This is a genomic window from Nocardioides sp. HB32 (assembly GCF_054058995.1).
This window is the reverse complement of record NZ_JBSSBS010000001.1, coordinates 277,005-301,725: the sequence shown is the minus strand read 5'-3', so window position 1 is coordinate 301,725 and position 24,721 is coordinate 277,005. Positions and strand designations below refer to the sequence as shown.

The following is a 24,721-nucleotide window of genomic DNA, read 5'->3' as shown; positions in this document are numbered from 1 at the left end:
ACTCGTGCGGCCGGGCCGCTCGAACGTGGGGCAGGCAGAGCGTTCTGCGGACCAGACAGTCCAAGGTAAAGTTCCCATCGCGGTCGACGGTCAGCCTTGTTTGGACTGGATAGTCCGAACTACTGTGCAGAGACGAGACGTTGGACAGGTACCCGATCGGCGCGATGCCGCCTCGGGTCTCTCATGAAAGAGGTTGCAGTGGACGACGCGGTGATCGCTGGCGAGAACCGCCGGTGGGTGCGCGACCTCGGCAGTGAGGGATCCGCCAGAGAGGCAGCCTGCAGCGACCTGTACACGCTGCTCCTCCGCGTCGCGAAGTCAGAGGCGCGACGCCGGGCGCCGATCCTCCGCCTGGACGGTCCGGAGCTCGAGGACATCGCTCACCAGGCAGCCGCGGACGCGCTGATGGCTGTCACTGCACGCCTCGACAGGTTCCGGGGAGAGGCGCGATTCACCACGTGGGCGACCAAGTTCGTGATCTTCGACGTCGCCACCAAGATGAACCGTCATCACTGGCGGCGCCATGAGGTCTCCTATGCGGAGGAGGACTGGTCGAGGATCGCGTCACGGTTCGATCTCGGGCCGGAGGACGAAGCGCAGGTCCGCGAGTTCGTCGCAGCCGTGTCGGCCGCGGTCGAGGAGAGTCTCTCCGAGCGCCAGCGCCTGGTCTTCGTTGCCACCGTCCTGAACGGAGTGCCGACCGACGTCCTGGCCGATGAGCTCGGGTCGACGCACAACGCGCTGTACAAGGTGCTCTTCGACGCCCGCAAGAAGCTCCGTGCGGCGCTGGTGGCCGGCGGCTACCTCGTCGACGCCTCGGTGGCCCGCTCGGCCTGATCGCCACGGACGCCGGCTCCAGCGCGACCGGCACCGCAGCCCGCGCGGCAGGGCTGGAGGGCCGCCGCCACCTTCCTGCCGTACGCCGTGGACGAACAGGGATCGTGCCTGCGCCGGCGTTCAGTCCCGGGCCTCTCTCAGCGCGGCCTCGGCGGTGGCGCGGTCGGCGTAACCGGGGTGGCGTGGGTCGACGAGGTCGGTGTAGGCGGACGTCTTGGACAAGAAGTCCACGACGAACGGACAGATCGCGGTGACCGTCCCGGCTCGCGACCTGACCTCCTCGAGCACCTGGGTCACCATCGCGCCCGCGACCCCTCTCCCCCGGTGGGCGGCATCGACCTCGGTGTGCCGAAGTGCGTACCGGTTCGGGCTGAGGTGCGTGTAGTAGAGCCAACCGGCGAGGCTCTCGCCACGGTAGAGCTCGAACCGACCTTTTTCGGCGTTGTCGACCAGGTGCTCGGCCACGCGCCTCGGGGCGGCCGACTCTTCAGCGGCGAGATCTCGCCGGTCCTCGTCCATGGGCATGTTCGACCTCCTGTACGTCGTGACTCTTCTTGGGGGATGTGGGACTATGGGGTCCAAGTATGTCCTCGGTGGCCTGGCGCTTCCAAGCCCGCTCTCTCTTGGCGTGGACTGAACGGTCCGGTTTTGCCACTCGAGGTTGCGCGAGACAGGCGACCGACACCGAACCAGACGGGAAGAGACCATGGAGTCACCAGCCGCATCCGTCGAAGTACGCAAGAACGTCACTGCTCGCCTCTACGAGGCACTGATCGCCGGACAGGTCGTCGGCACCCTCGCCTACGAGCAGGTCGGCGGCCGGATCGCACTCACGCACTCCTACGTGGATCCGGAGCAGCGCAATCATGGGATCGCGTCGTCGCTGGCCCGATTCGCCCTCGAGGACCTCCGCGACAGCCAGTCACGGGCTGGGGTCTACTGCGGGTTCGTCGCCGACTACGTCCAGGAGCACCCTGAGTACGAGGACTTCGTCGAGATCAGCCGGTCTGCTTTCCTCGCGACGCGCACGGCTCTCGACACGAACCGCGGGCGCTGACGCATGGACGACCTGCATGTGACGATCGAGCCGGAACGCATCGTGACGGCCACGCTGGTGCTGCGGAGCTGGGCGGCTGAGGATGCGGTGGAAGCGCTCGAGATCTACGGCGATCGTGAGACGGCCGCGGCGATCGGATGGCCCAAGCCGGTGGTCGGCCTCCCTGAGATGCGCGAGCTGCTGACGCAGTGGGACCTGCAGTCGTCCCGACGTCCGGTGCCGCAGGGCCTGTGGGCTGTCGAGGCGACCGAGGACGGCAGTCTTCTCGGCGGAGCAACGCTGCTGCCGTTCAGCTCCAGGGTCCCGGAGCTCGTGATGGGCTGGCACCTGAGGCCCGAGGCTCGCGGTCATGGGGTCGCCGGACAGATCGGGCACGCACTGGCCCATCACGCCTTCATCTCCGGTGACGCCAGCGCCGTCTACGTCGCTGCGCCGGCAGGGAGTGCGGCGGTGCTCGCCGTCGGTCGACGACTGGGGATGACGGCGGTGGACGACCTGGGTTGGACTCATGCCGGCACCCGTCTCGAGGTCCTCCGGATGGTCCGCGACGACCTCCACAGGATCCGCCCTGGTATCTCCCTCGACAGTTCCTACGACCCGGAGGGTCTGGGCGACTGGTGAACGGGGCTCGTCGACCGGTTCCCGTCCCGCCGTGCGAGCTGGCGGGCGCCGGGTGGCGGGGACTCCGGGCGCACCGGGGGGCCTAGCGGGAGGTCGAAAGACTCTCGATGTGGGCGAGCGCCATGTCGACCGACGTCGCCATGGGAGCGACGTCGCGCTCAGCCTGGGCCAGCATGTATCCGCCCTGAAGGGCGCCGATGAGCCCGGTCGCGAGCTGGTCGACGGAGACGTCGGGCTTGAGGACCCCGTCGTCCTGGAGCCGGCGCAGCACGTCAGCGAGGAGCCCCTGCCACTCGGAGAAGAGCTGGGACAGAGCTCTCCGGGCGAGGTCATCGTGGTCGGAGACCTCCGAGGCCAGCGTGCCGAGCGCGCACCCGTAGGCGCCATGTCGGAGGGCATTGCTCTGCACCAGCGCGTCCCGCCACCGGCGCAGGCCGCGGAGGGTCGAGACATGGCCCAGAGACTCACGCTCGCGGTCCAGGGTGTTCTGACCGACGTGGTCGACGACCGCGCGTACCAGCGCTTCCTTGCTGTCGAAGTGGTGATAGAGCTGCGACTTGCTCGACCCGCTCGCGGCCAGCACGTCGTCGATGGTGGTGGCAGCCACGCCCTTGACGTACATGAGCTCGGCAGCAGCGGCGACGATCCTGGCTCGCGTCTTCGCACCGCGCGCCGTGAGGCGTCGGCCGCTGTGCGAGTCAGTCATTGTCATCTGCTCATGTTACTGCCTGGTCGTACGCCGGCGGGCCTGCCTCGTCGCCCCGCGAACCTGCCGTCAACGGCGCCAGGGCGATGTCGAGAGCTGCGTCGAGGGGTGCGGGATCCTCTGCAACGCGGCTCAAGGTGCCGCCTCCGTGCAATGCGGCGAGGATCAGCACAGCGAGCCGTTCGGCATCGGCTCCGCCAGCCTGACCCTGCGCGGCGACGGAACCGGCCTCCGGTGAGTCCCCGGATCGAAGCACGCGGTCGACCGCCGCGGCGAGCAGCTCACGCCACGCGACCAGGAACTCGCGCCCGGCGTCGCCATCGATCGCCCCCCGCAGGGCGAACGCGTACGAGGTCTCCGGCCTCAACAGCTCCCGCGCGACCCGACGGCGCCAGCACGTCATGCCGGCACGATCCCTGACCTGCGCGAGAGCAGCGCCCTCGATCGCCAGGACCTCTGCGAAGTACGTCGTCATCCATCCCTTTCCGGCCATCGTGACAGCAGGCCGCATCTTGCCACGCGGTTGGACTAACTAGTCCATCTGGTGCCCGGTGGCCGGGTCATCCAAGCGTCAAACCAGACGACGATGCGCCGCTCCATGGACTTCAGGATCCAATGTCGTGAGTTCACGGCGGCTCGTGGTCCGCACCCGCGTCTCCGACGACCGGTGCGGGATCCGCGGCGGCTCGGGACGCGTTCAGCGTTCGACGGGACCGGGGGCGAGCGAGGAGTTGTCGAGGTCGGCCTTGCGGAGGCGGAAGACCTGGAGACGCAAGCCGTAGTACTTCTCGGTCTCGCCGGTCCACTCCATGCCGATGCGTCGGGCGACGCGTTCGCCACGTGTGTTCCGCGGCCGCACCACGGCGAAGAGCTCCTCCTCCCCGTTGGTGAACGCATAGTGCGCCAGGGCGTGCCCGGCCTCGGTGCCGTACCCACGCCCCCAGGCCCACGGTGCGAGCTGGTAGCCGAGCTCGAGGTCGTCGCCTTCGGGTGGGAGTGGAACGAGCTGGCACGATCCCGCGACGCGTCCGGTGTCGAGCTCCTGGATCGCCCACCGTCCCACAGGGCGACCCGGAGGCCCGGGTGGAGAGACGATCCAGTCGTCGAGCAACGCACGCATCTGGCGTACGTCACCGACCTCAGGAACCGCCGGAGCAAGCCACCGCGACACCTCGGGGCTCCCGTAGATCTCGAGGGCGTCGCTGGCGTCATCAACGCTCCACGCGCGCAGGCGCAGCCGCGGGGTACGGATGGTGGTGCCGACGATCGTCACGTCGTGAGTCATCGCTGCTCCTCGAGGTCACGAAGGCGGTGGGCCGTCGTGGACCGACGTTACGCCGGACTGGACGAACTCGTCCAACTCGTCGGCGAAGGTGGTTGACGCGGCAGCCAAGCAGACGAAAGACCTGCGGCGCATTGGTCACCAACTGGTGCCGCGCGCGAGGAACGTCCCCGTGCGCGTTGTCCTGCAGAACGAAGCGTCCAGCCACGACTCATGGGGTCGACGCGTACGGAGGGGTGAGAGGAATGATGGTCAACATCGCGGCAGTCACGTTCAGCTGCGTCGACCCGCACAAGGTCGCTGACTTCTGGGCCGAGGCGCTGGGCAGCAGCGTCGCCGCAACGGCGACCTCGGGTTCAGCAGCCGTCATCGCCGACGTACCGCTCTTCTTCCGACGAGGGGAGGCTCCCGGAGAACGCGCGAACCGGATCCACCTCGACCTCAGCACAGACGACCTCGAGGCCGAGGCCGACCGATTGCGCGGGCTCGGCGCAACCGAGGTTCGCCGCAACCGTTGGCACTCGACGGAATCCGTCACCTTCCGCGACATCGAAGGCAACGAGTTCGATCTGGTCGCCGAGTAGCCGAGAGGTCGCGACTTCTCACGGCGCATCGAAACACCCATTGCTCGCAGTGGCAGCCGGGGCCCAGGCCGCGGGGCCACGACCTCTATGAAGGAGGCACTCGTGCCCGATCTCTTCGAAGGACTCGATGTCGACGACGGCGAACCCGTTGCCGCGACGCACATGGTCGATGCCCTGACCGCTGGCACCCTGGTCTTCGACGACGGCGCGACCCAGGTCTTCACCGCTGACGGTGGGACCACCTACACCGAGCGGGGACGCCCGAGCCCGGGTGAGTGGCGCGTCCTGGCTGACGGACAGTTCGAGTCGTTCTGGCCGCCGGCCTACAGGGCGGTCTATGAGCTCACCTGGGTCGTCGAAGGTGGCGCGATCACCGGACTGACGTTCATCGAGCGCGGTCGTGGTGACCGCTTCACGGGCCGCTATCGGTGAGGATCCAGCCTTCCTGGTGGCTGTGGGTAGCCCACAGCAACGCGGCCGCGAACGACCGGTGCGGCCGCCAGCCCGCCGCCAGTGCGTCGGCCGCCCCCGGCGTCGGCAGGGACGCCATGGCCCACTGGCGTCGGATCGCGTGTCTGAGGACGGGATCGGATGCGGGGAAGACGTCGGGGCGGTGGTACCCGCGGATCAGGAACAGCTCGACCGCCCAGCGCCCGACACCGGGCAGGAGCGTCAACACCTGACAGATCTGCTCGTCGGGGAGCTCGTCGAGCGCCTCGAGGCTCACCCGGTCGCTGTTCACCGCCTGAGCCAGTGCACCGATCGCCACCGCCTTGAATCTCGCGACGCCGGCCCGCTCCACGTCGGCGACACCGACGCCCGCGATGCTGCCGGGCGTGAGCTCACCACCGACGAGCCCGTTGAGGACGTCGTACTGCTCAGCCGCGACGCTCGGCGTCACGGCCTGGCCGACGATGAGGAAGGCCAGGGTGCGGAAGAGGTCGTGGCCACGTGGGCCGTGGTCGCCCCACTCGAAGGGGTCGGTCTCCGGGTACGACGCCGCCAACCGCGCGAGGACCGCGTCCTCTCGAGCGAGGTGCAGCCACGCACGGCGTCGTTGCATCGAGCGTGCGGGTCCGTCGTGCGCCTCCCGGACGGTCAGCCCGGCACCCTCGGTGTCGACGGTCCTGCGCACGGCCGGCGCTTCCGGGACTTCCGAGACCTCAGACGGGTGCGGGACGTCATGGTCGGTCAGACCGTGCGAACCGGCGACCTCCTCGCCGGGGTGACGGGGGCTGATCACGTGATCAGAGCAGTCCCATGTCGGCCCGCGACTCGAGCAGCACGACCTGGACCGGATCGAACGCGACGTAGCCACCGAAGTCGATGCCGACGTGGTCGATCGCCGTCGGCAGGGGCGACGGGTAGCTCCAGGCCGCGTCGGCGTGAGTGCCGGCGGGCGTGGTGACGTTCCAGTACTGCGCAGCGCCCTTCCATGGACACGTGTACGGCGTCGCGCTGTCGTCGACGAGATCCCACCTGACCGCTGTCGGTGGGAAGTAGAGGTTTCCCTCGATCCGGACCAACTGCTCTTCGTCGGCCTCGGCCACGACGGTGTCACCGATCCATGCCTGCACGCGAACCTCCTGGTCTCGGGCGCCGGCCAGATCAGTGACGCCGTCATGGGTTGGTTCCGTTCGTGACCGCTCAGGGGCGCCGTCTTACGCCTGGGCGACCTCGCGAGCGGCGCGCGGTCGTCGATCCCGGACGGCGCCGAGAGGTAAGACCTGGGCCTCGGCGACCTACTCACCTCCTGACACAACCAGCCGCACGAAGAGGGAGGGGTCGACCCATGACGGTGGTCAGTAGAGGCTTCGGAGGTCATCGGGAGGTGGATCCCAGGGTCCCGCCCGGTCAGTACCGAACTGACGACTTCCCCGTTCTCACTGCCGGCCCGACGCCACTGATCAGCACCGGTGACTGGGCGCTGGACGTCACGTCCCTGGACGGCACGAGTCAGTCACTGTCATGGCCGGATCTGATGGCGCTTCCCGTCGAGGAGTTCACCGTCGACCTCCACTGCGTCACCAAGTGGAGCAAGCTCGGCACCCGGTGGCGGGGGGTGCCGATCGCCCATGTCCTGGAGGCGGTGGGCGCCGACCTGGAGGGCGTCGAGCACGTGATGGCTCACTCCCATGGCGGCTACACGACCAACCTCCCACTCCAGGACCTGTTGGGCGGGCAGGCATGGATCGCCTTCGAGTTCGATGGCGAACCGCTCGCCGCCGCGCACGGTGGTCCGGCGCGGCTGCTCGTACCGCACCTGTACCTGTGGAAGTCGGCGAAGTGGGTCAACCGCCTCGAGCTGCGTCAGGAGGACCAGCTCGGCTTCTGGGAGAACTTCGGCTACCACGCCTACGGGGACCCGTGGCGCGAGCAGCGATACGTGGGCGACTGATGCAGCACGCAGGTCGAGATCTCGGTCGGGAGGTCGAAGGGTCCGGCGGCTCGACGCCTCCGGTGCAACCGACGGCGCGTGCCGGCGATGACGGCACCGGAGCTGCTCCCGAGGCTCGGGAGCCAGGTCCCCTCAGGTGGCTGACCGGCGAGCTGCGGGGCAGCTGGATGGAGACCCGGTCGGCGAAGACGCTGCTCTTCTCCGTTCCCGACTGGGACGGCCACGACCCGGGCCAGCACGTGGACCTGAAGCTGACGTCGGCGGACGGCTACAGCGCGCAGCGCAGCTACTCGCTGGCGTCGGCATCGTCGCCCGGGTGGGTCGAGCTGACCGTGCAGACGGTCCAGAACGGCGAGGTGTCGCCGTACCTCGTCGAGACCATGCAGACCGGTGACGAGCTCCAGCTGCGCGGTCCGATCGGCGGGTGGTTCCGCTGGCACGCCGATCTGTCCGGGCCCGTGCTGCTGATCGGCGGGGGTTCCGGGATCGTGCCGCTGATGGCGATGCTGCGTCGACGAGTCGAGTCCGGTGTCACGACACCGTTCCACCTCGTCTACGTCACCCGCACCCCCGACCACGTCATCTACTCCAACGAGCTCGCCACGATGGCGCAGCTCCATCCCGGCATCGCCATCGACCGGCTGTACACCCGTGCCGGCCTGGTCGACGACGTCCGCGCCCCGGGACGGCTCACTCTTGCTGACCTCCCCGGCCCCGTGGACGCGAGCGACGCCGTCGACGCCGTGGCCGGTGCCGGCTCGAACGGCACCCACCCCGGCGCCAGTCGGACGCGGGTCTACGTCTGCGGGCCCACCGGGTTCGTCGAGAACGCCGCACAGCTTTTGCAGGAGCGCGGCCATGCCCCGGAGATGATCAGAACCGAGCGCTTCGGACCGACAGGAGCGTGAGGTGGAGCCGCTGTCGCGGAACGCAGTGGGACCGAGGGCGATCCCCACGCGCTCGAGCCGAGGCGATGTGGATGGTCCGGCCTTGGTCGGAAAGAACTCACGACGACCACGACACGAAAGACGTGAGTCGATCGGCCAGGGTGCCGACCGGCATGGAGGACCGTGCGAAAGACGCGACGGTGACGGGAGGTTCCAGACTTTGACCAGCGTGGAGAAGACGACGCAGGAGCGGCAGGCGGTGCGGTGCGACGACGTCGCCCGGTACGGCGGCTCGGCTCTCGACGGGTCGCTACCGCTCCGAGGTGCCGCCGAGATCGGCGAGCACCTGGTGAGCTGCGACGCCTGCACGAACTACATCGACCAGGTCGCGAAGACGGTTGCGCTGGTAGCGCTGCGTGGGCACGCGAACGATGGTCATGAGGGAGTCGGCGATCGGGGAGAAGACCCCGGCTCTGATGCTGAGCTGGCGCGAACACAGTCCTGTCTGATGTCGCTGGCGCGGGCGATCGACCCTTCCCACGCGGATGAACTGGTGCAGGGCGCCTGGGACCACCTGCTGACGGATCAGCCGTCAACGGCGCGTGATCGCGGTCAGCTCGTCTCCTTCCTGCTCCGCCGCGCTCGCGAGCACGTTCGAGCCGACGACGCGCGCGACCAGGCCTGGGCCGCGGATCTCGTGCGGCATCACCCCCACAACGCGGCAGACCTGGCCGAGACGGAGCATCCCGACCCGGGAAGCCACGAGGACTGGCGCGCACTCGCCGACCTCGATGTCCTCGACCCCGATGGTGACCGCGCCGAGCTGTACCTGCCGGACCTGTACGGCGACGGGCCGGACCAGGGCGAGTGGAGCGCACCACCGAGCGCGTGGCCCTCGGTGACGAACATCCTGGGCCCCGAGGCGGAGGCGGAGACGGCGGAGCTCTACTCGGTCCTGGACGCGGCACTCGACGAACTGACCGGTGCGGCCGCGGACGCCGTCTACCTTGTCGACATCGAGGGTCACTCGCTGGAGACGGCGAGCAGCCTGCTGGGGCGGAGCATCGGCGACCTCCAGCGGGACTTGCTCGAGTCGCGAGATCAGGTTCGCCGACGGATCAGCAGCTACCTCGCCGCCGGCTGAAACGTCGACCGCCGTGGTGGCCGCTCGACGTCATTCGCGTCCCGTCGCCGCTTTCCGCACACCTCACCTTCGCTGCACCGTTCGCACGTCGCAGCGCGTCCCGCTACGACACCCGTCGGTGTCGGTACCACCGAACACGTCACAGGAGCATCCATGGACCTCGACCTGGCCAAGCAGCTACTCGAAGCGGAGCGACAGAGGCTCCGTCGTCTCCTGGCCACCACCTCCGAAGCCAAGCTCGACGACAGCGCTGCCGAGCGCGCCGCGGGCGACGGCGACGTCGATGCCGCACAACCGCTCGAGCACGAAGCCATCGACAGCGCGATCGAGCAGAGCCTTCATGAACGGCTGGATGCGATCGCGCGGGCCGAGAAGAGGATCGAGGACGGGACCTACGGGAAGTCGGTGGAGAGCGGACGTGCCATTCGCGACGACCGGCTCGCGATCGACCCCGCAGCCGAGCTCACCGTCGCTGAGGCGGCCAGGCGCCACCGCCGCGACCGCTGACCCGCGCCGCCCCGTTCCAGCGGTGACCGGCCTAGCTGGACACCGCGGCCGGATCGGGGACGCCGATCAGGCGCAGGCTGTTGGCCCACAGTGCATCGAGCTGGCCGGGGTCGTTGAAGACCTTCGCGAACAGGACCAGGCCCTCGAGCTGGGCCACGATCGACCTCGCCGCGGTCGGGACGTCGTCGACGGTCAGCTCGCCGGTGTCGACGGCCGACTGCAGCTGCGCGCCGATCAGCGCGACCTGCTCCTCGAAGATCTCCTGGAGTCGTTTCTGCATCGATGCGTTCGTCGAGCTCACTTCGATGGCGAGGTTCCCGAAGAGGCAGCCGGTCACCGAGCCCGTGCCCTGGAGAGCGGCCGATTGTCGCCGGGAGGTGGCGTCGAAGATGGCGTGCAGTCGTTCCAGCGCGGTCCCCTCCCCCTCGAGGAGGGTCGTCCACTCGTGGCGCTGCCCGGCCCAGTGCTCGTCGATCACCGCCAGCGCCAGCGCTTCCTTCGAGGGGAAGAAGTGGTAGAACGAGCCCTTCTGCACCCCGGCTCGGGCGGCGATCTCCGCCACACCCACCGAGCTGTAGGCGCGCTCGCTGAACAGTTCCGTCGCGGCGGCGACCAGCCGCTCGCGGGCATCCGAGGTGCGTCCCATGCCTGAATTGTAGACCGGTCATCTACTGGAATAGTTGACCGACCGTCTCTGTTAGGTCGGCATGAACACTCACAAGGTCGCCGTGATCACCGGCGCTTCTCAAGGAATCGGAGCCGCGCTCACCGCGGCCTATCAGGACCTCGGCTACGCCGTGGTCGCGAACTCCCGCTCCATCCCCGACGCCTCGACCGACAGGCTCGAGACCGTTGCGGGTGACATCGGGGATCCCGCCGTCGCCCGTCGCATCGTCGACGTCGCCGTCGAGCGCTTCGGCAGGGTCGACACGTTGATCAACAATGCCGGCATCTTCGTCGCCAAGCCGTTCACCGAGTACACGCCGGAGGACTACGACGCCGTCAAGCGGACCAACGTCGACGGCTTCTTCCACATCTCGCAGGCCGTCATCGAGCAGCTGCTGAAGCAGGACCAGGGCGGGCACGTCGTCAGCGTGACCACCACGCTGCTGGAGAACGCGTCCTCGTCGGTGCCCTCGGCCCTGGCCTCGCTGAGCAAGGGCGGAATCGCTGCCGCGACGAAGTCACTGGCCATCGAGTACGCCGGACGTGGCATCCGCGTGAACGCCGTGTCTCCCGGCATCATCAGGACCCCGATGCACGCGCCAGAGACCCACGAGTTCCTCGCCGCCCTCCAGCCCGTCGGGTCGCTGGGTGAGGTCGCCGACGTCGTGCGTGGCGTCATCTACCTCGAGCAGTCGCCGTTCGTCACCGGTGAGTTCCTGCACGTCGACGGTGGCCAGAGCGCTGGCCACTGAGCCACCGCCTCGTCAACGAAAGGAGACGGACATGATCAGCGAGATCCCGAACGCCGAGAACGAAGTGCGGACCCTCCTGGACGCCTGGGCCGCCGGCATCGCTGAGCGACGCCCGGCCGACGTCGCGTCGCTCTTCACCGAGGACGCCCTGTTCCAGGGCTTCGATCCCGAGCCGGGCTCAGGCCGCGAGTACATCGCCGGCTACTACGCCAAGCAGCCCGTCGGGCTTGCTGCCGACTACGAGCTCCTCTCGGTGCGCGAGCCAGCACCGGGAGCCTTGGTGGCCTACGCGCGAGTCATGTTCGCCCGGCCAGAAGGTGACGTCCCGGTCTACCTGACCGTGGTCGCCCAGCGGGGCCGGACCGGTTGGGCCCTGAGTCACTACCACGTGTCCAGGCTTGGCTGAGGCTGACGTCGCCACGAGGGGACGATCATGACGAGCAACACCAGTCCCTGACATCCTCCGGAAGCTCGAGGCCGGGGTCCTCGGCTCCAGCGAACCCGCACCGGCGGTCCCACCGCCGGTGCGGGTCGATCCCTTCCCCGAGTCCGTGGCGGACCAGGTCGCCGTGCAGCGGGGTGACGTGGGCGCTCACGGCGTCGCCGGACCGAGCGCGCGCCGCCGCAGGGCGCGCAGCCGTGCCATCACGTCGTTGCCGCCCCGGCCGAACCAGTCGTGCAGCTGGAGGTACTCCGCGTAGAGGAGGTCGTACGTCGCCGCGTCGTGCTCGTCCGGCGTGTAGACGACAGGTCCGCGTGAGCCCATCGCGGCGGCGGCGGCGCGGACGTCCGGGTGGACGCCCGCCGCGACGGCCGCGTGGATGGCGGACCCGAGGGCCGCACCCTGGTCGCTGCCGATCGTCGAGATCGGGAGGCCGAGGACGTCGGCGTAGGTCTGCATCAGCCGGGTGTTCCGCACCAGCCCGCCCGCGGCGACGACCTCGGTCACCGGCAAACTCGCGGCTGCGAACGTCTCGACGACCACCCGGGTCCCGAACGCGGTCGCCTCGAGCAGCGCGCGGTAGCCCTGCTCCGGCCGGGTCGCGAGGGTCTGGCCGACGACGACACCCGAGAGGCCGTGGTCGACCAGGACCGACCGGTTGCCCGAGTGCCAGTCGAGCGCCACCAGCCCGTGCGCGCCGGTCGGCTCCCGGTAGCCGAGCTCGGTCAGGTGCTCGTGCACCGAGAGGCCCAGGGCGGCCGCCTCCTCGGCGTACCGTCCCGGGACCTGGTTCTCGACGTACCAGGCGAAGATGTCGCCGACGCCTGACTGGCCGGCCTCGTAGCCGAACAGCCCGTCGACGATGCCGCCGTCGACCACGCCACACATGCCGGGCACCTCGACCAGGCGGGTGTCGCTGACCAGCTGGCAGGTCGAGGTGCCCATGATCGCGACCAGCTGGCCGGCCTCGGTCGCCTGCGCGGCCGGCGCGGTGACGTGGGCGTCGACGTTGCCGACCGCGACGGCGATGCCCGCCGGGAGGCCGGTCCAGGCGGCCGCCTCGGGGCTGAGGCCACCGGCCGCGTCGCCGAGCCGTCCGATCCGGCCGGCGAGCTTCTGCTCCGCGAACCGGGCGAAGCGGGGGTCGAGCGCCGCGAGGAAGTCGGCGTCGGGGTAGCGGCCGTCCTGGAACAGGCCCTTGTAGCCCGCCGCGCAGGCACTGCGCACGTAGCGCCCGGTCAGCTGCCAGACGATCCAGTCCGCCGCCTCGACGAACAGCTCGGCGCGGTCGTACAGCTCCGGGTCCTCCTGGAGCAGCTGCAGGCCCTTCGCGAACTCGCCCTCGCTCGAGACCAGGCCGCCGTACCGGCTGATCCAGGGCTCGGACCTCTGGTGCGCGAGCTCGTTGATCCGGTCGGCGTGCGGCTGGGCGGCGTGGTGCTTCCAGAGCTTCGCGTAGGCGTGCGGGCGGTCGGCGTACTCGGGGAGCTCGCAGAGCGGGGTCCCGTCGGCCAGGACCGGGAGGACCGTGCAGGCCGTGAAGTCGGTGCCGACTCCCACGACGTCCCGGGGTTCGACGCCGGCGGCGCGGACGGCCGCCGGCACCGCGGTGCGGAGCACGTCGACGTAGTCCTGCGGGACCTGCAGGGCCCAGTCAGGTGGCAGGGCGACGTGACGCCTTGTCGCCGCCGGGCCCGCGGTGAGTCGGGCGTCCATCACTGCGTGCTGGTACTCGTGGACCGCGGCGCCGAGCTCGGCGCCGTCGGAGGTCCGGACCACCACCGCGCGGGCGGACAGCGTGCCGAAGTCGACGCCGATGGTGCACGGGTCGCTGCTCACGGGACCTCCGGGTCGGGTGGACCGGATCGCCGACCGGCGGATGCTAGCAGCCACGACGGGGGCTCCGGGCTTCCTGCTTCCCCTCGCATCGGGCAGGCTGTGCGGGGTGCGACCACACGCCGTCGCCGGCGCCGCCTACGGCGTGCTGGCCGTCACCGACACCGTGCTGGCCGCCGCGCCCCCGCGGTGGCGGCGCTGGCGAAGTGTCACCAAGCCCCTGCTGATGCCGGCGCTCGCGGTCCGTCGCGGTGCGGGCCCGGTGGTGGCCGCGGCGCAGGCCTGCTCGTGGGCCGGTGACGTCGCGCTGATGCGCGAGGGGAGACGCCCGTTCCTGGCCGGGCTGTGCTCCTTCCTCGCCGCGCACGTCGCGTACGTCGTGGCGTTCCGGGGCCGGTCCTCGGTGCCGCTGCTCGGCTCGCCGGGGCGACGCCGGGTGCTGGTGGCCGGCGGGCTCGCTGCGGCGGGGATGGCCGCGGCCGCCGCGCGCGAGGACACCGCGGTGGCGCTGCCGGTCGCGGCGTACGGCTCGACCCTGGCCGCGATGGTCGCGGCGGCCTCGGCGATCGACCGCGACCGGGGACGGACCCGGGTGCTCGCGGGCGCGTCGCTGTTCCTGCTGTCGGACACCCTGCTCGGGGTGCGCACGTTCCTGCTGCGCGACCGTGCCCCCGCGCTGGACGGGGCGGTGATGGCCACCTACACCGCGGCCCAGTGGTGCATCGCCGACGGGACGGCCCGGGTCCGATGAGAGCGCGCGGCGCGGACCTCGTCCGACAGCTCGGGACCGAGCGCCTCGTCCTCGCCGCCTACCTCGCGTTCGCGCTCTGGGTGCTGGTCGATCCCAGCCGGGAGAACCAGCGGTCCTGGGCGGCGGCCGCCACGATCGGGTACGCCGCGGCGCTGCTCGGGCTCTCGATCGGGCTGGGCTCGCGGCGCTCCTGCCTGGTGGCGGTGGTCGGCGCGGTCGTCGTACCGACCATCGGCCTGGTCGCCGGCGCGCACGGCCAGCCCGAGATCCACGTCGTGCACAACGGGGCGGTGCGCCTGCTCGATGCGGGAAGCCCCTACCTGACGAACCCGTCGTCGGTCTACGACTACCGCCCGTACCTCCCGGTGCTCTACCTCTTCGGGCTGCTCCCGGTGGCCGGCGGGGACCTGCGCATCCCGGCCCTCGCGCTGCTCGTGGTGGCCCTCGCCGCCGTCCGGTTCTGGGCGCCGCGGGTGCCCGCCGGCCCGCAGGACGCGGTTGCCGCCCTCGACACCCGGCTGCTGCTGCTGCTCGCGTGCCCCGTCGTCGCCGCCGCTGTCGCGGTGAGCGGCGTCGACGTGCCCCAGGCGGCGCTCACGGTGCTGGCGATCGCCCTCGTCTCGCGGCACCGGTACTCCTGGAGCGCGGTCGCGATCGGGCTGACGATGGCGATGAAGCCGACCGGCGTGTGCGCGGCGTTCGTCCTCGCGGTCTGCATCTACCGTCGCGACGGCCTGGCAGCGGCGGCGCGGTTCGCCGCGATCTCCGTGGGGACAGCGCTGCTGGCCGTGCTGCCGGTGGCCGCCAACGACCCGCGGGCGATGTGGGCGAACGTCGTCGAGTTCCCGTCGGGGAAGTCGCTCGTGCAGTCACCGGCGGCGTCGCCGCTGCCCGGAGTGATGCTCCGCACGGCCGGGATCCCGTCCTGGGCGTCGCTCGCGATCGTGCTCGCGGGCGGGCTCGCCTTCGCCGCCTGGTGCATCGCGCGCTCGTCACCCGAGGTCAGCTGGGCCGCGTCGCGGATCGCCCTCGGTCTCTGCCTGGCGTTCCTGCTCGTCCCGTACAGCAGGGTCGGCTACTTCCTGGTGCCGGTGCTCGTGTTCTTCCCGTTCCAGCGGGTGCGGTCCCGGGCGCCCGCGCTCGGGAATCCGTAGCCGCCGCACGGGGTTGCTCACGGTCGTGAGCCTCCTCTTCTCCCCGATCACCCTTCGAGAGGTGACGATCCGCAACCGCGTCTGGGTCGCGCCCATGTGCCAGTACTCCGCCCTCGGTGGGGTCCCGAACGACTGGCACCTGGTCCACCTCGGGTCGTTCGCCCGGGGCGGGGCCGGCCTGGTCCTCACCGAGGCGACGGCAGTGGTGCCGGAGGGCCGGATCAGCCCGGAGGACACCGGGATCTGGAACGACGAGCAGCAGGCCGCCTGGCGCCGGATCGTCGACTTCGTGCACGACCAGGGTGCCGCCGCGGGCATCCAGCTCGCGCACGCGGGCCGCAAGGCCTCGACGTACTCCGGCTTCACCGGCGCCCGCGGTGGCGTCCCGGACTCCGATGGTGGGTGGCGCCCTGTCGGTCCGTCGGCGGAGCCGTTCCCGGGTCTCCGTGAGGACCCCGAGCCGCTCGACCGCGCCGGTGTCGAGCGGGTCGTGACCGCGTTCGGCGATGCCGCCGAGCGCGCGGTGGCGGCCGGCTTCGACGTGCTCGAGGTCCACGCCGCGCACGGCTATCTGCTGCACGAGTTCCTCTCGCCGCTGTCGAACCACCGGAACGACGAGTACGGCGGCTCGTTCGAGAACCGCACCCGCCTCGTGCTCGAGGTCGTGCAAGAGGTGCGGCGACGGGTTGCCGCCGGGGTCCCGCTCCTCGTGCGCCTCTCCGCCACCGACTGGGTCGACGGCGGCTGGAGCGCGGACGACACCGTGCGGCTCGCGGGTCTGCTGCGCGAGGAGGGCGTCGACCTCGTCGACACCTCGAGCGGCGGCAACGTGGTCGCCCGGATCCCGGTGGGTCCCGGCTACCAGGTGCCGTTCGCCGCGCGGGTCCGCGCCGAGGCCGGCATCCCGACCGGCGCGGTCGGGAAGATCACCGAGCCCAAGCAGGCCGAGGAGATCCTGGCCGAGGGCTCGGCCGACGTCGTGCTGCTCGCGCGCGAGCTGCTCCGGGACCCGCACTGGCCGCTGCGGGCGGCCCACGAGCTCGGCGAGACCGAGGCCGACCTCTGGCCGTTGCAGTACCGGCGCGCGGCGCCCTGAGCCGGTCGGCTGCGGTCGATCGACCGGGTACCGCGTGGCCCGTTGGTGACGGCGGGCTGCGGGTCCCTGGGTGGTGGCGACCGAAGGGAGCGAAGCGGGTACGGCGGGCTCGGGTCGAGGTCGCTTCCCGGCTTGCGGACCGCTTGGACTGGCGGCACCTCGCGGCCATCTTGGGGTTGAGACCGACATGGCAGCGACGGGAACGGCGGGCGGGTGGTCGCCGTGGCTTCCCGGCCTGCGGGTCCGCGTCGATTGGCGGGACCTCGCGGCCCGCTGGGGTTGACCGAGATGGCAGCGACGGGAACGGCGGCGGGTGGTCGCCGTGGCTTCCCGGCTTGCGGGGCCGCGTCGATTGGCGGGACCTCGCGGCCCGCTGGGGTTGACCGAGATGGCAGCGACGGGAACGGCGGCGGGTGGTCGCCGTGGCTTCCCGGCTTGCGGGGCCGCGCCGGGAGATCAGTCGTGCCTGCAGGGCTGCTCGGGGCGGCGCGATCTGCCGGCTTCCAGGTCCGCGGCAGATGCCGCGAAAGTTTCTGCTGAAGAATCTTCCGGGATTGTCCGAATGCTGGTCAAAACAAGGGTTCTGAGCATCTGAGTGTCGGTGGCCGGTGCTGTGATGGATCCATGACAGCGATCGCGACTCCCCGGCACCGGGTCAGTGTCGCGACCGCGCACGTGCACGCCGAGCTGGACGCGGTCGCCGATGCGTCGGTGTGGTCGATGGACCCGGTCGAGACCGGCCAGACGCTGGTCGCGCTGCAGCGCGCCGAAGCCCGGCTGGTCGAGCTCAAGGCCCGGGTCGCCGCGCACGCCGAGGACGTCGGGGTGGGCCGGGAGGTCGGGGCCTCGTCGGCGGCGAACTGGCTGGCCCACGAGACGAAGGCGACCCGGGCCGCGGCGTACGCGGCGGTGCGGCTCGGCCGTGACCTCGAGGCGCATCGCCCGACTCGGGACGCGCTGGCCGCTGGGCGGGTGTTGGCGGACCAGGCGCGGGTGGTGATCCGCTGGGTCGAGGACCTCCCGGACACGGTCCCGGCCGGGAAGGTCGCCGCGGCCGAGGCGCACCTGCTGGAGCTGGCCCGGCACCACGACGCGAAAGCCCTGAACCGGCTCGGGAAGCACCTGTTCGAGGTGGTCGCCCCCGAGGAGGCCGACGCCCGCGAAGCCGCGCTCCTTGCGAAGGAGGAGGCCGCGGCCGCCAAGGCCTGCCGGCTCTCGATGTACGACGACGGGCAGGGCAAGACCCACGGCACCTTCACGGTGCCCACCTTCCACGGCGCCACCCTCCGGAAGATCCTCGGCGCCCTGGCCGCGCCCCGGCACGTGGCCGCCACCCAGGGTTCCGGGGTGGAGCGGCCGGAGACCCCCGAGGCGTGGGGGCGGGCGTTGTGCGAGCTGATCGAGCGCTACCCCGCCGACCGGCTCCCGACCACCGGCGGCGTCTCCGCGACCGCGGTGGTGCTGATCGACCTCGACGTGCTGCTCGGCCGCCTCGAGAAGGCGGGGGTGTTGGACACCGGGGAGAAGATCTCCCCGAGCATGGCCCGGCGGCTGGCCTGCCAGGCCGGGATCATCCCGGTCGTCCTGGACGGCGACTCCCAGCCGTTGGACGTGGGCCGCAAGCGGCGCCTGTTCACCGAGGCCCAACGGACCGCGATGCTGGTCCGCGACCGCGGCTGCCGCGCCGAGGGCTGCGACCGCGCCACCGGCCTGCACGCCCACCACAAGACCCGGTGGACCGACGGCGGCCACACCGACCTCGCCGACGGCATCTCCCTGTGCCCCTGGCACCACGCCCGCGCCCACGACACCAACTACCGGACCACCCACCACCCCAACGGCGACGTCACCTTCCACCGGCGAACGTGACAGAGAGCGTCTCAGCAACCCACCGGTCACGTAGCACCGCAACGCCGCGTCGACGCCCACCGCGCCTTCACTGCGTGGCGAACGCTGCCAGCCACTCCCGGCCCTCGTCGGACAGCCGGCCGTTCGCGCCGGCCACCTTCGCCCACCTGCGGGTGGCGCGCAGGAACGTCGCGGGGTTGTAGACGTCCTCCTCGCAGGACCACAGCCCGCCGCCGGCGTAGGTGAGGATCGTGATGTTGCTGGCGCCGTGCCGCTGCCCGTCGCCGGGGTCGACCAGGTCGTTCCACACCTCGCAGACGATCCGGCCGCGCTCCTCGTCGACGACGTACCACTCGATCGGGAAGCGCGGCATCTCGCTGCCGGGGAACGTCGTCATCGTGCGCACGATCCAGGTGCGGATGTCCTCACGGCCGGCGAAGTCGCCGTACGCGTGCTCCCGGTACGTCGCGTCCTCGGCGAACAGGTCCGCGAACCGGGCCCAGTCGCCCGACCCGGCGATCCGGTCGACCTCGTCCTGGTACTGCTGGAACGCCTGCTCGAGCTCCTCGCGGGAGTAGCTGCCCATGCGGGGACTGTAGTGGAACACGTTCTAGGTCGCGACGGTGCGAGCAGCTCGCGCACCTGTCCCGCCCCGAGCTATTCGTCGAGAGCGCGTTCGCCCCGGAGCTCGCCCCCCGCTGACCTCCAAGTCGCCTCCCAGTGGCCTCCAAGGCCCCCGCGGGAGCGTGATCACACCAACCCGACCGAACAAGGAGCAACACCATGGACGTCTCGTCCCTCCAGCCGGCCCTCATCGGCTTCTTCGTCATCGCCGGCATCGCGATCGCGATGGCCGTCGGCACCCTGGTGGTGCTCGCGACCGAGTCGCGTCGCCGCCCGACCCACCCCGTCGTCGCGATCTCCGCCGCCCACCCGGCCGTCGCGGCGGCCGCTCGACGCGCCGCCTGACGCGTGCGCACCGCACCCCGAGTGGCGGGACGACCGGCTCCCCGGCCCGGTCGCCCGCCACTCGTGCGAGGGTGCTCCCCGTGGCTCGCCCTTCTCGCACCCCCCGCCCCGCTCGTCCCGCCATGCCGGTCCCTCCCGGCGCCCGCGAGGTGTTCACCGACGGCGCCTGCTCCGGCAACCCCGGCCCCGGCGGCTGGGCCTGGGCGGTCGACACGAGCGTGTACACCTCCGGCCACGAGTCGGCCTCGACCAACCAACGGATGGAGATCCGGGCCGCGCTCGAGGCGGTCCGCGCGCTCGACGGGCCGCTGCTCGTGGTGAGCGACTCGACGTACGTCGTCAACTGCTTCCGCGACCGGTGGTGGCAGGGCTGGCTGGACCGCGGCTGGGTGAGCTCCGCCCGCACGCCGGTCGCGAACCGGGACCTCTGGGAGCCGCTGATCACGCTGTTCCACGACCGCGGCGACGTCGCGTTCAGCTGGGTGAAGGGCCACTCCGGTCACGCGATGAACGACTTCGTGGACCGGCTCGCGGTCGCAGCCTGTCGGGAGAATCCGCCGACACTCGCGTGACCTGCGAGGCCCCAGATGCTGCTGGGGCTAGCGTGATCGGACCTGACGAACGAGCTGAGGGGAAGCAGCGTGGTCCGACGGGTCCGTCTGGGGCGCCGCCATGACCTCGGCCGACCCCTGCCCCGGCGAGGGTTGCGCTGGGCGGGGCCGCCGCCACTCCTGCTGATCGCGACCGTGGCTGCGCTGGCGGTCGCGCCGTTCGTCGACGACGACCCGCAGCCGCCGGCGCAGATCACCACCACGTCGATGACGACCTCGGCCCGCGCCGTCGAGCCGCGCACGCCCGACCCGCAGCGGGTGGCGGGCGGCCAGGGGACCCACGGCGTCGCGCCCGTGCACCTCAAGCCTGCTGCCGTCGGGGTCGCCAGCTTCAACATGTTCCGCCGGCTCTCGACCGCGCACGCCCACCAGGACGCGATGCGGCTGATCCGGCACCCCGGGGTCGACGTGGTCGGCTGGCAGGAGGCGGACCGGTTCGCCGGGGCGCTGCACGACCTGCCCGGCTGGCAGACCAGGACCTTCCCCTTCGGCCAGCGGCACTCCGAGCTCGCGGTGTCGTGGCGGGCCTCGGAGTTCCGGCTCGTCGCCGCGCGCCAGCGCCAGGTCGCGTTCGGCGTGAGCTACCGCGAGGGCCGGTATCCGTTCGGCAACCGGTTGGTCGTCACCGTCACGCTGCAGCACCGGCTCACCGGCCGGCTGCTCACCGTCGTCGACGCCCACCTCCCGCAGAAGATCGAGGACTTCGCGCGGCCGGGCCGGTGGACGCCGACGATCAACGCCTACCGGGCCCGCAACCAGCTGCACCGCATCGCCGACATCTGGAAGCAGGCGCCCGGGCGCTGGATTGTCGGCACGGGCGACTACAACTTCGACGCCCGCGCGGATGCCGTGCACCACCTCTCGAGCGCGCCGCGGGCGACGCTGGGACCGATCGCGATCTCGTCGTACATGAAGCTCGGGATGGACGTCCCGCCCACCTACCCGGAGAACGGCCGCAACATCGACTACGTCTGGGCCGACCGTCAGGCGTACGCCGAGGGGCGGATCCGGTTCGCCGGCCAGTGGGTGCTCGGCGGATTCAACAGCGACCACAACGCGCTGCTCGCGCGACTGGTGCTGTCCTAGAACGAGAGCCGCACGCCGGGCTCGGCGAGCAGCGCGCTGACCTCGGTCTGGCCCGCCATCGCCTCGAGGAACCGTTGCCCCGGTGTGGTGAACAGCCGCTCGTGGTTGGCCTTCGCGACCCGGCGCAGGCCGATCGGCCAGAACGTCCCCCAGTGCACCGGGACCGCGACGGTCGCGCCGACGGCGAGCACCGCGGCTGCGCCGTCGACCGGGTTCATGTGGCCGTCCTCGAGGGTCGGACCCCACCCGCCGATCGGGACCAGAGCCAGGTCGACGTGGCCGACCTTCCCCATGTCCGGGCGCAGCTCGGTGTCGCCGGGGAACCAGAACGAGCGGTCGCCGCCGTCGACCCGGAACCCCAGCGCCGGCCCGGTCACCTTGGTGTGCGGGCCGCGGCCGCCGTCGTGGGTCGCGGGCAGCACCGTGACGGTCACGCCGGCGACCTCGACCACGTCGCCGGGGGCGACGGGCTGCACGCGATCGGCGCCGACCGACCTCAGCAGCGACTCCCCGCCGCGCGGCACCAGGATGGGCACCTCGCGGCCGAAGCGGCGCAGCGACGGGAGATGCAGGTGGTCGTGGTGGAGGTGCGAGATCAGCACCACGTCGGCCTCGAACGCGTGGGCGGCCGGGCGGGCGGCGTACCGCCGCAGGTGCAGCAGCCGGTCGCCCAGCAGGGGGTCGGTCGCGACCCGCGTGCCACCGATCTCGACGGTCGTCGAGGCGTGCCCCCACCAGGTGAGGGCGAGGCCGGTGCTCACGGTTGGACTGTAGTGCGCGTGCCGGCGACCGCCTGGCCGTCGACCTCGGCGTCCAGTCCCGCCGCCGCCATCAGCGCCGCACTGACGGCCGCCTGACGGTCGCTGGACTCGACGAGCACCCGACCCCCCGGCGCGAGCCAGTCGGGCGCCCCCGCGACCACCCGCCGCTGCACGTCGAGCCCGTCGGCGCCGCCGTCGAGGGCGACCCGGTGCTCGTGGTCGCGGGCCTCGGGCGGCATCGTCGCGATCGCGTCGGTCGGCACGTACGGCGCGTTCGCGACGATGACCGTCACCCGGCCGCGGAGGTCGTCGGGCAGGGCGTCGTACAGGTCACCCTCGTGGACGCGCGGCACGTTGCGCCTCGCGCAGGCGACCGCGGCCGGGTCGATGTCGGCGGCGTGCAGCTCGATGCCGGGGACGGCTGCGAGGACCGCGGCCCCGAGGGCGCCCGTCCCGCAACAGAGGTCGACGACCACGTCGCCGGCGTGCAGGCCGGCGGCGGCCGCGTCGACCAGTGCCCTCGAGCGCTGGCGGGGCACGAACACCCCGCGAGCCACCGCGATCCGCAGCCCGCAGAACTCGGCGTACCCGACCACCTGCTCCAGGGGCTCGCCCCCGACCCGACGGGCGACCATCGCGGCGAGCGCGTCCTCGTCCGCTGCCTCGCGCAGGAGCAGCGCCGCCTCCTCCTCGGCGAAGACGCACCCCGCCGCCCGGAGGGTGGCTGTGAGGACGTCGGCATCCATGGCCGATGATGCTCCCATGCCGAGCGTCTCCACCCAGATCACCTACATCGTGGTCGGGTACGCCGTGCTCGTTGCGGTGCTCGCGCTGGTCATCGCTCTCCGTCGCCGGGAGCGGCCGCGCTGGCTGGACCAGATGGTGTGGATGCTCGAGCTGCTGCTCATCGTCCGGGCCCTCGCCGGCCTCGGCCCGCTGGTGGGTGACGACGAGCCCGACTCGACCTCGACGTACGTCGGCTACCTGATCGCGTCGATCTGCGTGCTGCCGATCGCGATGAAGTCGATCGAGGGCGATCGGGCCGTCTGGTCGTCGGCGGTCGTCGCGGTCGCCGCGCTCGCGATCGGCGTGATCGCCGTACGACTGGAGATGACCGCATGAGCACCCGCTCGGGGCCGCACAAGGTCCTGCTCGCGTTCTACGCCCTGTTCACCCTCGCCGCCGGTGCGCGGGCGCTCGTCCAGCTGACCACGCAGTACGACGAGGCCCCGGTCGCGTACTGGCTCTCGCTCGCGGCGGCGGTCACCTACGCGCTCGGGTGGTACGCGATCCGCGAGGCGTCGGCCGGCCGCACGGGATTCGCGAGCGTGATGCTCTGGATCGAGCTGGGGGGCGTGCTCACCGTCGGCACGCTGAGCATCGCGGTCGAGCGCTGGTTCCCCGACGCGTCGGTGTGGTCGGACTACGGCATCGGCTACGGCTTCGTGCCCGCGGTGCTGCCGATCGCCGGCCTGCTGTGGCTGCGGCGGCAGAAGCAGGACACTCGCACGAATCTGTAACGTGTTCTAGATTCGGCTCGTGACCGACGTCTTCGCCCCCGCGACCCTGGGCCCGGTGCGGCTGCGCAACCGGACCGTCAAGGCCGCCACCTTCGAGGGCCGGACGCCCGAGGGGCGGGTCACCGACGAGCTGATCGAGTACCACGCGTCGGTCACCCGCGGCGGCGTCGGCCTCACCACGGTCGCGTACCTCGCGATCGCGCCGGAGGGCCGCACCCACCGCGAGCAGATCGTCGTGGGCGAGCACTCGCTGGCGGGGCTGCAGCGGCTCACCGACGCGATCCACGCGACCGGCGCCGCGATCGCCGGCCAGGTCGGGCACGCCGGCCCGGTCGCCAACGGCCGGTCCAACGGGGTCAAGGCGCTCAGCGCGTCGCGGATGCCGAGCCCGCTGTCGATGCAGATGATCGGGTCGGCCTCCGAGGCGGACCTGACCCGGATCACCCGGGCGTACGTCAGTGCCGCCCGGACCCTGGTCCGGGCCGGCTTCGACGTGCTCGAGCTGCACATGGCGCACAGCTACCTGATCTCCTCCTTCCTCGCGCCCGGGCTGAACCGCCGCAAGGACCGGTGGGGCGGCTCGCTGGAGAACCGCGCCCGGCTGGGGCGCCAGGTCGCGCGCGCCGTACGCGACGAGGTGGGTGCGGAGGTGGCGCTCACGGCCAAGGTCTCGCTCTCCGACGGGTTCAAGGGCGGGGTCACGACCGAGGAGGGGCTGGCGTACGCGCAGCTGCTCGAGGCCGACGGATGCCTGGACGCGCTGCAGATGAGCGGCGGCTCGTCGCTGATGAACCCGATGTACCTGTTCCGCGGTGACGCCCCGGTCTCGGAGTTCGCCTCGACCATGCCGCTCGTCGTACGACTCGGCATGAAGACCCCGGTCGGCAAGGGCTTCCTCAAGAGCTACCCGTTCGAGGAGGCCTACTTCCGGGAGAAGGCGCTGCGGTTCCGCGCCGGGCTGTCCCTGCCGTTGATGCTGCTCGGCGGCATCAACCGACGCGACACCATGGAGCAGGCGATGGCCGACGGCTTCGACTTCGTGGCGATGGGCCGGGCGCTGCTCCGCGAGCCCGACCTGGTCGACCGGCTCCAGTCCGAGCAGGCCGCCGCCGGCGTCTGCATCCACTGCAACCGCTGCATGCCGACCATCTACTCCGGGACCCGCTGCCCGGTCATCACGGCGGCGCCCCTTCCGCGAAACTAGAA

General features: G+C 71.3%; 32 protein-coding genes. 21 read left to right on the top strand and 11 right to left on the bottom strand.

Going from position 1 to position 24,721, the window contains the following annotated elements:
* Window positions 1-198: 198 nt before the first annotated feature.
* Entirely contained in the window at window positions 199-837 is a 639-nt protein-coding gene (locus tag ACVW2K_RS01565) for a sigma-70 family RNA polymerase sigma factor (protein ID WP_457201282.1), read from the top strand.
* A gap of 120 nt (window positions 838-957) precedes the next feature.
* On the opposite strand, the gene ACVW2K_RS01560 is transcribed toward ACVW2K_RS01565, so the two are convergent.
* The gene (locus ACVW2K_RS01560) at window positions 958-1,362 is read right to left on the bottom strand and encodes a GNAT family N-acetyltransferase (protein WP_457201281.1); all 405 of its coding nucleotides are present in this window, start codon (window positions 1,360-1,362) and stop codon (window positions 958-960) included.
* A gap of 181 nt (window positions 1,363-1,543) precedes the next feature.
* On the opposite strand from ACVW2K_RS01560, the gene ACVW2K_RS01555 reads away from it, so the two are divergent.
* Complete coding sequence (locus ACVW2K_RS01555; RefSeq protein ID WP_051549462.1) at window positions 1,544-1,894, top strand: GNAT family N-acetyltransferase; 351 nt, start codon at window positions 1,544-1,546, stop codon at window positions 1,892-1,894.
* A 3-nt stretch (window positions 1,895-1,897) separates the two neighbouring features.
* Window positions 1,898-2,515, top strand: a complete 618-nt coding sequence (locus ACVW2K_RS01550; protein WP_028638727.1) for a GNAT family N-acetyltransferase — start codon at window positions 1,898-1,900, stop codon at window positions 2,513-2,515.
* An 82-nt stretch (window positions 2,516-2,597) separates the two neighbouring features.
* Here the strand turns inward: ACVW2K_RS01550 and ACVW2K_RS01545 are convergent, their stop codons facing one another.
* The 3 genes from ACVW2K_RS01545 to ACVW2K_RS01535 form a co-directional block, all read right to left on the bottom strand.
* Complete coding sequence (locus ACVW2K_RS01545) at window positions 2,598-3,221, bottom strand: TetR/AcrR family transcriptional regulator (RefSeq protein WP_028638728.1); 624 nt, start codon at window positions 3,219-3,221, stop codon at window positions 2,598-2,600.
* 10 nt (window positions 3,222-3,231) lie between these two features.
* On the bottom strand, window positions 3,232-3,696 hold the full coding sequence (locus ACVW2K_RS01540) for a hypothetical protein (RefSeq protein ID WP_457201280.1): 465 nt from the start codon (window positions 3,694-3,696) through the stop codon (window positions 3,232-3,234).
* 222 nt (window positions 3,697-3,918) lie between these two features.
* Window positions 3,919-4,506, bottom strand: coding sequence for a GNAT family N-acetyltransferase (locus ACVW2K_RS01535; RefSeq protein ID WP_028638730.1), 588 nt, complete (start codon window positions 4,504-4,506; stop codon window positions 3,919-3,921).
* A 242-nt stretch (window positions 4,507-4,748) separates the two neighbouring features.
* Here ACVW2K_RS01535 and ACVW2K_RS01530 point away from each other — a divergent pair, with 242 nt between their 5' ends.
* Both ACVW2K_RS01530 and ACVW2K_RS01525 read left to right on the top strand, forming a co-directional pair.
* Entirely contained in the window at window positions 4,749-5,087 is a 339-nt protein-coding gene (locus ACVW2K_RS01530; RefSeq protein ID WP_457201279.1) for a VOC family protein, read from the top strand.
* A 102-nt stretch (window positions 5,088-5,189) separates the two neighbouring features.
* Window positions 5,190-5,519 carry a hypothetical protein gene (locus tag ACVW2K_RS01525; RefSeq protein ID WP_457201278.1) on the top strand — a complete coding sequence of 110 codons (330 nt, stop codon included), beginning with the start codon at window positions 5,190-5,192 and terminating at the stop codon, window positions 5,517-5,519.
* On the opposite strand, the gene ACVW2K_RS01520 is transcribed toward ACVW2K_RS01525, so the two are convergent.
* Together ACVW2K_RS01520 and ACVW2K_RS01515 are read right to left on the bottom strand one after the other, a co-directional pair.
* Window positions 5,500-6,222 carry a DNA-3-methyladenine glycosylase family protein gene (locus ACVW2K_RS01520; RefSeq protein ID WP_457201277.1) on the bottom strand — a complete coding sequence of 241 codons (723 nt, stop codon included), beginning with the start codon at window positions 6,220-6,222 and terminating at the stop codon, window positions 5,500-5,502. The two genes, ACVW2K_RS01525 and ACVW2K_RS01520, sit on opposite strands and share 20 nt — an antisense overlap.
* Window positions 6,223-6,334: 112 nt before the next feature.
* A complete protein-coding gene (locus tag ACVW2K_RS01515) occupies window positions 6,335-6,664 on the bottom strand; it encodes a DUF427 domain-containing protein (protein WP_028638732.1) in 330 nt (109 codons plus the stop codon).
* Between the two features lie 215 nt (window positions 6,665-6,879).
* Between ACVW2K_RS01515 and ACVW2K_RS01510 the strand changes: the two genes are divergently transcribed.
* The 4 genes from ACVW2K_RS01510 (at window position 6,880) to ACVW2K_RS01495 (ending at window position 10,023) form a co-directional block, all read left to right on the top strand.
* On the top strand, window positions 6,880-7,485 hold the full coding sequence (locus ACVW2K_RS01510; RefSeq protein WP_457201276.1) for a molybdopterin-dependent oxidoreductase: 606 nt from the start codon (window positions 6,880-6,882) through the stop codon (window positions 7,483-7,485).
* A gap of 167 nt (window positions 7,486-7,652) precedes the next feature.
* Entirely contained in the window at window positions 7,653-8,393 is a 741-nt protein-coding gene (locus ACVW2K_RS01505; RefSeq protein ID WP_457201275.1) for an FAD-binding oxidoreductase, read from the top strand.
* Between the two features lie 328 nt (window positions 8,394-8,721).
* Window positions 8,722-9,516 (top strand): RNA polymerase sigma factor, encoded by a 795-nt coding sequence (locus ACVW2K_RS01500; protein WP_457201274.1) that lies wholly within the window; start codon window positions 8,722-8,724, stop codon window positions 9,514-9,516.
* A gap of 153 nt (window positions 9,517-9,669) precedes the next feature.
* Window positions 9,670-10,023 (top strand): TraR/DksA family transcriptional regulator, encoded by a 354-nt coding sequence (locus ACVW2K_RS01495; RefSeq protein WP_457201273.1) that lies wholly within the window; start codon window positions 9,670-9,672, stop codon window positions 10,021-10,023.
* 31 nt (window positions 10,024-10,054) lie between these two features.
* Here ACVW2K_RS01495 and ACVW2K_RS01490 read toward each other — a convergent pair whose 3' ends face one another.
* The gene (locus ACVW2K_RS01490) at window positions 10,055-10,669 is read right to left on the bottom strand and encodes a TetR/AcrR family transcriptional regulator (RefSeq protein ID WP_457201272.1); all 615 of its coding nucleotides are present in this window, start codon (window positions 10,667-10,669) and stop codon (window positions 10,055-10,057) included.
* A 61-nt stretch (window positions 10,670-10,730) separates the two neighbouring features.
* Between ACVW2K_RS01490 and ACVW2K_RS01485 the strand changes: the two genes are divergently transcribed.
* Together ACVW2K_RS01485 and ACVW2K_RS01480 are read left to right on the top strand one after the other, a co-directional pair.
* Window positions 10,731-11,441: an SDR family NAD(P)-dependent oxidoreductase gene (locus ACVW2K_RS01485; RefSeq protein WP_457201271.1), complete on the top strand. Its 711-nt coding sequence runs from the start codon at window positions 10,731-10,733 to the stop codon at window positions 11,439-11,441.
* A gap of 31 nt (window positions 11,442-11,472) precedes the next feature.
* Window positions 11,473-11,847 (top strand): nuclear transport factor 2 family protein, encoded by a 375-nt coding sequence (locus tag ACVW2K_RS01480; protein ID WP_457201270.1) that lies wholly within the window; start codon window positions 11,473-11,475, stop codon window positions 11,845-11,847.
* Window positions 11,848-12,033: 186 nt separating this feature from the next.
* Here the strand turns inward: ACVW2K_RS01480 and araB are convergent, their stop codons facing one another.
* Window positions 12,034-13,722 carry a ribulokinase gene (araB, locus tag ACVW2K_RS01475; RefSeq protein WP_457201269.1) on the bottom strand — a complete coding sequence of 563 codons (1,689 nt, stop codon included), beginning with the start codon at window positions 13,720-13,722 and terminating at the stop codon, window positions 12,034-12,036.
* A gap of 106 nt (window positions 13,723-13,828) precedes the next feature.
* Between araB and ACVW2K_RS01470 the strand changes: the two genes are divergently transcribed.
* The 4 genes from ACVW2K_RS01470 to ACVW2K_RS01455 all read left to right on the top strand — a co-directional run bounded on the left by ACVW2K_RS01470 (window position 13,829) and on the right by ACVW2K_RS01455 (window position 18,589).
* The gene (locus ACVW2K_RS01470) at window positions 13,829-14,470 is read left to right on the top strand and encodes a lysoplasmalogenase (protein WP_457201268.1); all 642 of its coding nucleotides are present in this window, start codon (window positions 13,829-13,831) and stop codon (window positions 14,468-14,470) included.
* The gene (locus tag ACVW2K_RS01465; RefSeq protein ID WP_457201267.1) at window positions 14,467-15,624 is read left to right on the top strand and encodes a glycosyltransferase 87 family protein; all 1,158 of its coding nucleotides are present in this window, start codon (window positions 14,467-14,469) and stop codon (window positions 15,622-15,624) included. The genes ACVW2K_RS01470 and ACVW2K_RS01465 overlap by 4 nt, the downstream gene beginning before the upstream one ends.
* A 25-nt stretch (window positions 15,625-15,649) precedes the next feature.
* Window positions 15,650-16,720, top strand: a complete 1,071-nt coding sequence (locus ACVW2K_RS01460) for an NADH:flavin oxidoreductase/NADH oxidase (RefSeq protein WP_457201266.1) — start codon at window positions 15,650-15,652, stop codon at window positions 16,718-16,720.
* A 624-nt stretch (window positions 16,721-17,344) separates the two neighbouring features.
* On the top strand, window positions 17,345-18,589 hold the full coding sequence (locus tag ACVW2K_RS01455; RefSeq protein ID WP_457201265.1) for a DUF222 domain-containing protein: 1,245 nt from the start codon (window positions 17,345-17,347) through the stop codon (window positions 18,587-18,589).
* Between the two features lie 67 nt (window positions 18,590-18,656).
* Here the strand turns inward: ACVW2K_RS01455 and ACVW2K_RS01450 are convergent, their stop codons facing one another.
* Window positions 18,657-19,154: a nuclear transport factor 2 family protein gene (locus ACVW2K_RS01450; RefSeq protein ID WP_036571362.1), complete on the bottom strand. Its 498-nt coding sequence runs from the start codon at window positions 19,152-19,154 to the stop codon at window positions 18,657-18,659.
* Between the two features lie 197 nt (window positions 19,155-19,351).
* Here ACVW2K_RS01450 and ACVW2K_RS01445 point away from each other — a divergent pair, with 197 nt between their 5' ends.
* The 3 genes from ACVW2K_RS01445 to ACVW2K_RS01435 all read left to right on the top strand — a co-directional run bounded on the left by ACVW2K_RS01445 (window position 19,352) and on the right by ACVW2K_RS01435 (window position 21,234).
* Window positions 19,352-19,537 carry a hypothetical protein gene (locus tag ACVW2K_RS01445; protein ID WP_457201264.1) on the top strand — a complete coding sequence of 62 codons (186 nt, stop codon included), beginning with the start codon at window positions 19,352-19,354 and terminating at the stop codon, window positions 19,535-19,537.
* A gap of 122 nt (window positions 19,538-19,659) precedes the next feature.
* A complete protein-coding gene (locus ACVW2K_RS01440; RefSeq protein WP_457201263.1) occupies window positions 19,660-20,109 on the top strand; it encodes a ribonuclease H family protein in 450 nt (149 codons plus the stop codon).
* A gap of 174 nt (window positions 20,110-20,283) precedes the next feature.
* On the top strand, window positions 20,284-21,234 hold the full coding sequence (locus ACVW2K_RS01435) for an endonuclease/exonuclease/phosphatase family protein (protein WP_457201262.1): 951 nt from the start codon (window positions 20,284-20,286) through the stop codon (window positions 21,232-21,234).
* Here ACVW2K_RS01435 and ACVW2K_RS01430 read toward each other — a convergent pair.
* Window positions 21,231-21,995: an MBL fold metallo-hydrolase gene (locus tag ACVW2K_RS01430; protein ID WP_457201261.1), complete on the bottom strand. Its 765-nt coding sequence runs from the start codon at window positions 21,993-21,995 to the stop codon at window positions 21,231-21,233. The genes ACVW2K_RS01435 and ACVW2K_RS01430 overlap by 4 nt on opposite strands.
* Window positions 21,992-22,741: a putative protein N(5)-glutamine methyltransferase gene (locus ACVW2K_RS01425; RefSeq protein ID WP_457201260.1), complete on the bottom strand. Its 750-nt coding sequence runs from the start codon at window positions 22,739-22,741 to the stop codon at window positions 21,992-21,994. The genes ACVW2K_RS01430 and ACVW2K_RS01425 overlap by 4 nt, the downstream gene beginning before the upstream one ends.
* A 16-nt stretch (window positions 22,742-22,757) precedes the next feature.
* On the opposite strand from ACVW2K_RS01425, the gene ACVW2K_RS01420 reads away from it, so the two are divergent.
* Genes ACVW2K_RS01420 through ACVW2K_RS01410 form a run of 3 tightly spaced genes read left to right on the top strand, consistent with a single transcriptional unit; the run spans window position 22,758 to window position 24,719 of the window.
* Window positions 22,758-23,117 (top strand): hypothetical protein, encoded by a 360-nt coding sequence (locus tag ACVW2K_RS01420; protein WP_036571375.1) that lies wholly within the window; start codon window positions 22,758-22,760, stop codon window positions 23,115-23,117.
* Window positions 23,114-23,515 carry a hypothetical protein gene (locus ACVW2K_RS01415; RefSeq protein WP_457201259.1) on the top strand — a complete coding sequence of 134 codons (402 nt, stop codon included), beginning with the start codon at window positions 23,114-23,116 and terminating at the stop codon, window positions 23,513-23,515. Before ACVW2K_RS01420 ends, ACVW2K_RS01415 begins: the two co-directional genes overlap by 4 nt.
* 19 nt (window positions 23,516-23,534) lie before the next feature.
* Window positions 23,535-24,719 (top strand): oxidoreductase, encoded by a 1,185-nt coding sequence (locus tag ACVW2K_RS01410; RefSeq protein ID WP_457201258.1) that lies wholly within the window; start codon window positions 23,535-23,537, stop codon window positions 24,717-24,719.
* Window positions 24,720-24,721 lie beyond the last annotated feature (2 nt).

What these genes read in the sequence shown, in the direction of transcription:
- ACVW2K_RS01495 (WP_457201273.1), top strand. Translation starts at nt 9,670, where the DNA reads ATGGACCTCGACCTGGCCAAGCAGCTACTCGAAGCGGAGCGACAGAGG.
- ACVW2K_RS01440 (WP_457201263.1), top strand. Translation starts at nt 19,660, where the DNA reads ATGCCGGTCCCTCCCGGCGCCCGCGAGGTGTTCACCGACGGCGCCTGC.
- ACVW2K_RS01490 (WP_457201272.1), bottom strand. Translation starts at nt 10,669, where the DNA reads ATGGGACGCACCTCGGATGCCCGCGAGCGGCTGGTCGCCGCCGCGACG.
- ACVW2K_RS01455 (WP_457201265.1), top strand. Translation starts at nt 17,345, where the DNA reads ATGACAGCGATCGCGACTCCCCGGCACCGGGTCAGTGTCGCGACCGCG.
- ACVW2K_RS01420 (WP_036571375.1), top strand. Translation starts at nt 22,758, where the DNA reads ATGCCGAGCGTCTCCACCCAGATCACCTACATCGTGGTCGGGTACGCC.
- ACVW2K_RS01530 (WP_457201279.1), top strand. Translation starts at nt 4,749, where the DNA reads ATGATGGTCAACATCGCGGCAGTCACGTTCAGCTGCGTCGACCCGCAC.
- ACVW2K_RS01535 (WP_028638730.1), bottom strand. Translation starts at nt 4,506, where the DNA reads ATGACTCACGACGTGACGATCGTCGGCACCACCATCCGTACCCCGCGG.
- ACVW2K_RS01425 (WP_457201260.1), bottom strand. Translation starts at nt 22,741, where the DNA reads ATGGATGCCGACGTCCTCACAGCCACCCTCCGGGCGGCGGGGTGCGTC.
- ACVW2K_RS01505 (WP_457201275.1), top strand. Translation starts at nt 7,653, where the DNA reads ATGGAGACCCGGTCGGCGAAGACGCTGCTCTTCTCCGTTCCCGACTGG.
- ACVW2K_RS01480 (WP_457201270.1), top strand. Translation starts at nt 11,473, where the DNA reads ATGATCAGCGAGATCCCGAACGCCGAGAACGAAGTGCGGACCCTCCTG.
- ACVW2K_RS01555 (WP_051549462.1), top strand. Translation starts at nt 1,544, where the DNA reads ATGGAGTCACCAGCCGCATCCGTCGAAGTACGCAAGAACGTCACTGCT.
- ACVW2K_RS01450 (WP_036571362.1), bottom strand. Translation starts at nt 19,154, where the DNA reads ATGGGCAGCTACTCCCGCGAGGAGCTCGAGCAGGCGTTCCAGCAGTAC.
- ACVW2K_RS01445 (WP_457201264.1), top strand. Translation starts at nt 19,352, where the DNA reads ATGGACGTCTCGTCCCTCCAGCCGGCCCTCATCGGCTTCTTCGTCATC.
- ACVW2K_RS01560 (WP_457201281.1), bottom strand. Translation starts at nt 1,362, where the DNA reads ATGCCCATGGACGAGGACCGGCGAGATCTCGCCGCTGAAGAGTCGGCC.
- ACVW2K_RS01415 (WP_457201259.1), top strand. Translation starts at nt 23,114, where the DNA reads ATGAGCACCCGCTCGGGGCCGCACAAGGTCCTGCTCGCGTTCTACGCC.
- ACVW2K_RS01540 (WP_457201280.1), bottom strand. Translation starts at nt 3,696, where the DNA reads ATGACGACGTACTTCGCAGAGGTCCTGGCGATCGAGGGCGCTGCTCTC.
- ACVW2K_RS01465 (WP_457201267.1), top strand. Translation starts at nt 14,467, where the DNA reads ATGAGAGCGCGCGGCGCGGACCTCGTCCGACAGCTCGGGACCGAGCGC.
- ACVW2K_RS01485 (WP_457201271.1), top strand. Translation starts at nt 10,731, where the DNA reads ATGAACACTCACAAGGTCGCCGTGATCACCGGCGCTTCTCAAGGAATC.
- ACVW2K_RS01545 (WP_028638728.1), bottom strand. Translation starts at nt 3,221, where the DNA reads ATGACTGACTCGCACAGCGGCCGACGCCTCACGGCGCGCGGTGCGAAG.
- ACVW2K_RS01510 (WP_457201276.1), top strand. Translation starts at nt 6,880, where the DNA reads ATGACGGTGGTCAGTAGAGGCTTCGGAGGTCATCGGGAGGTGGATCCC.
- ACVW2K_RS01550 (WP_028638727.1), top strand. Translation starts at nt 1,898, where the DNA reads ATGGACGACCTGCATGTGACGATCGAGCCGGAACGCATCGTGACGGCC.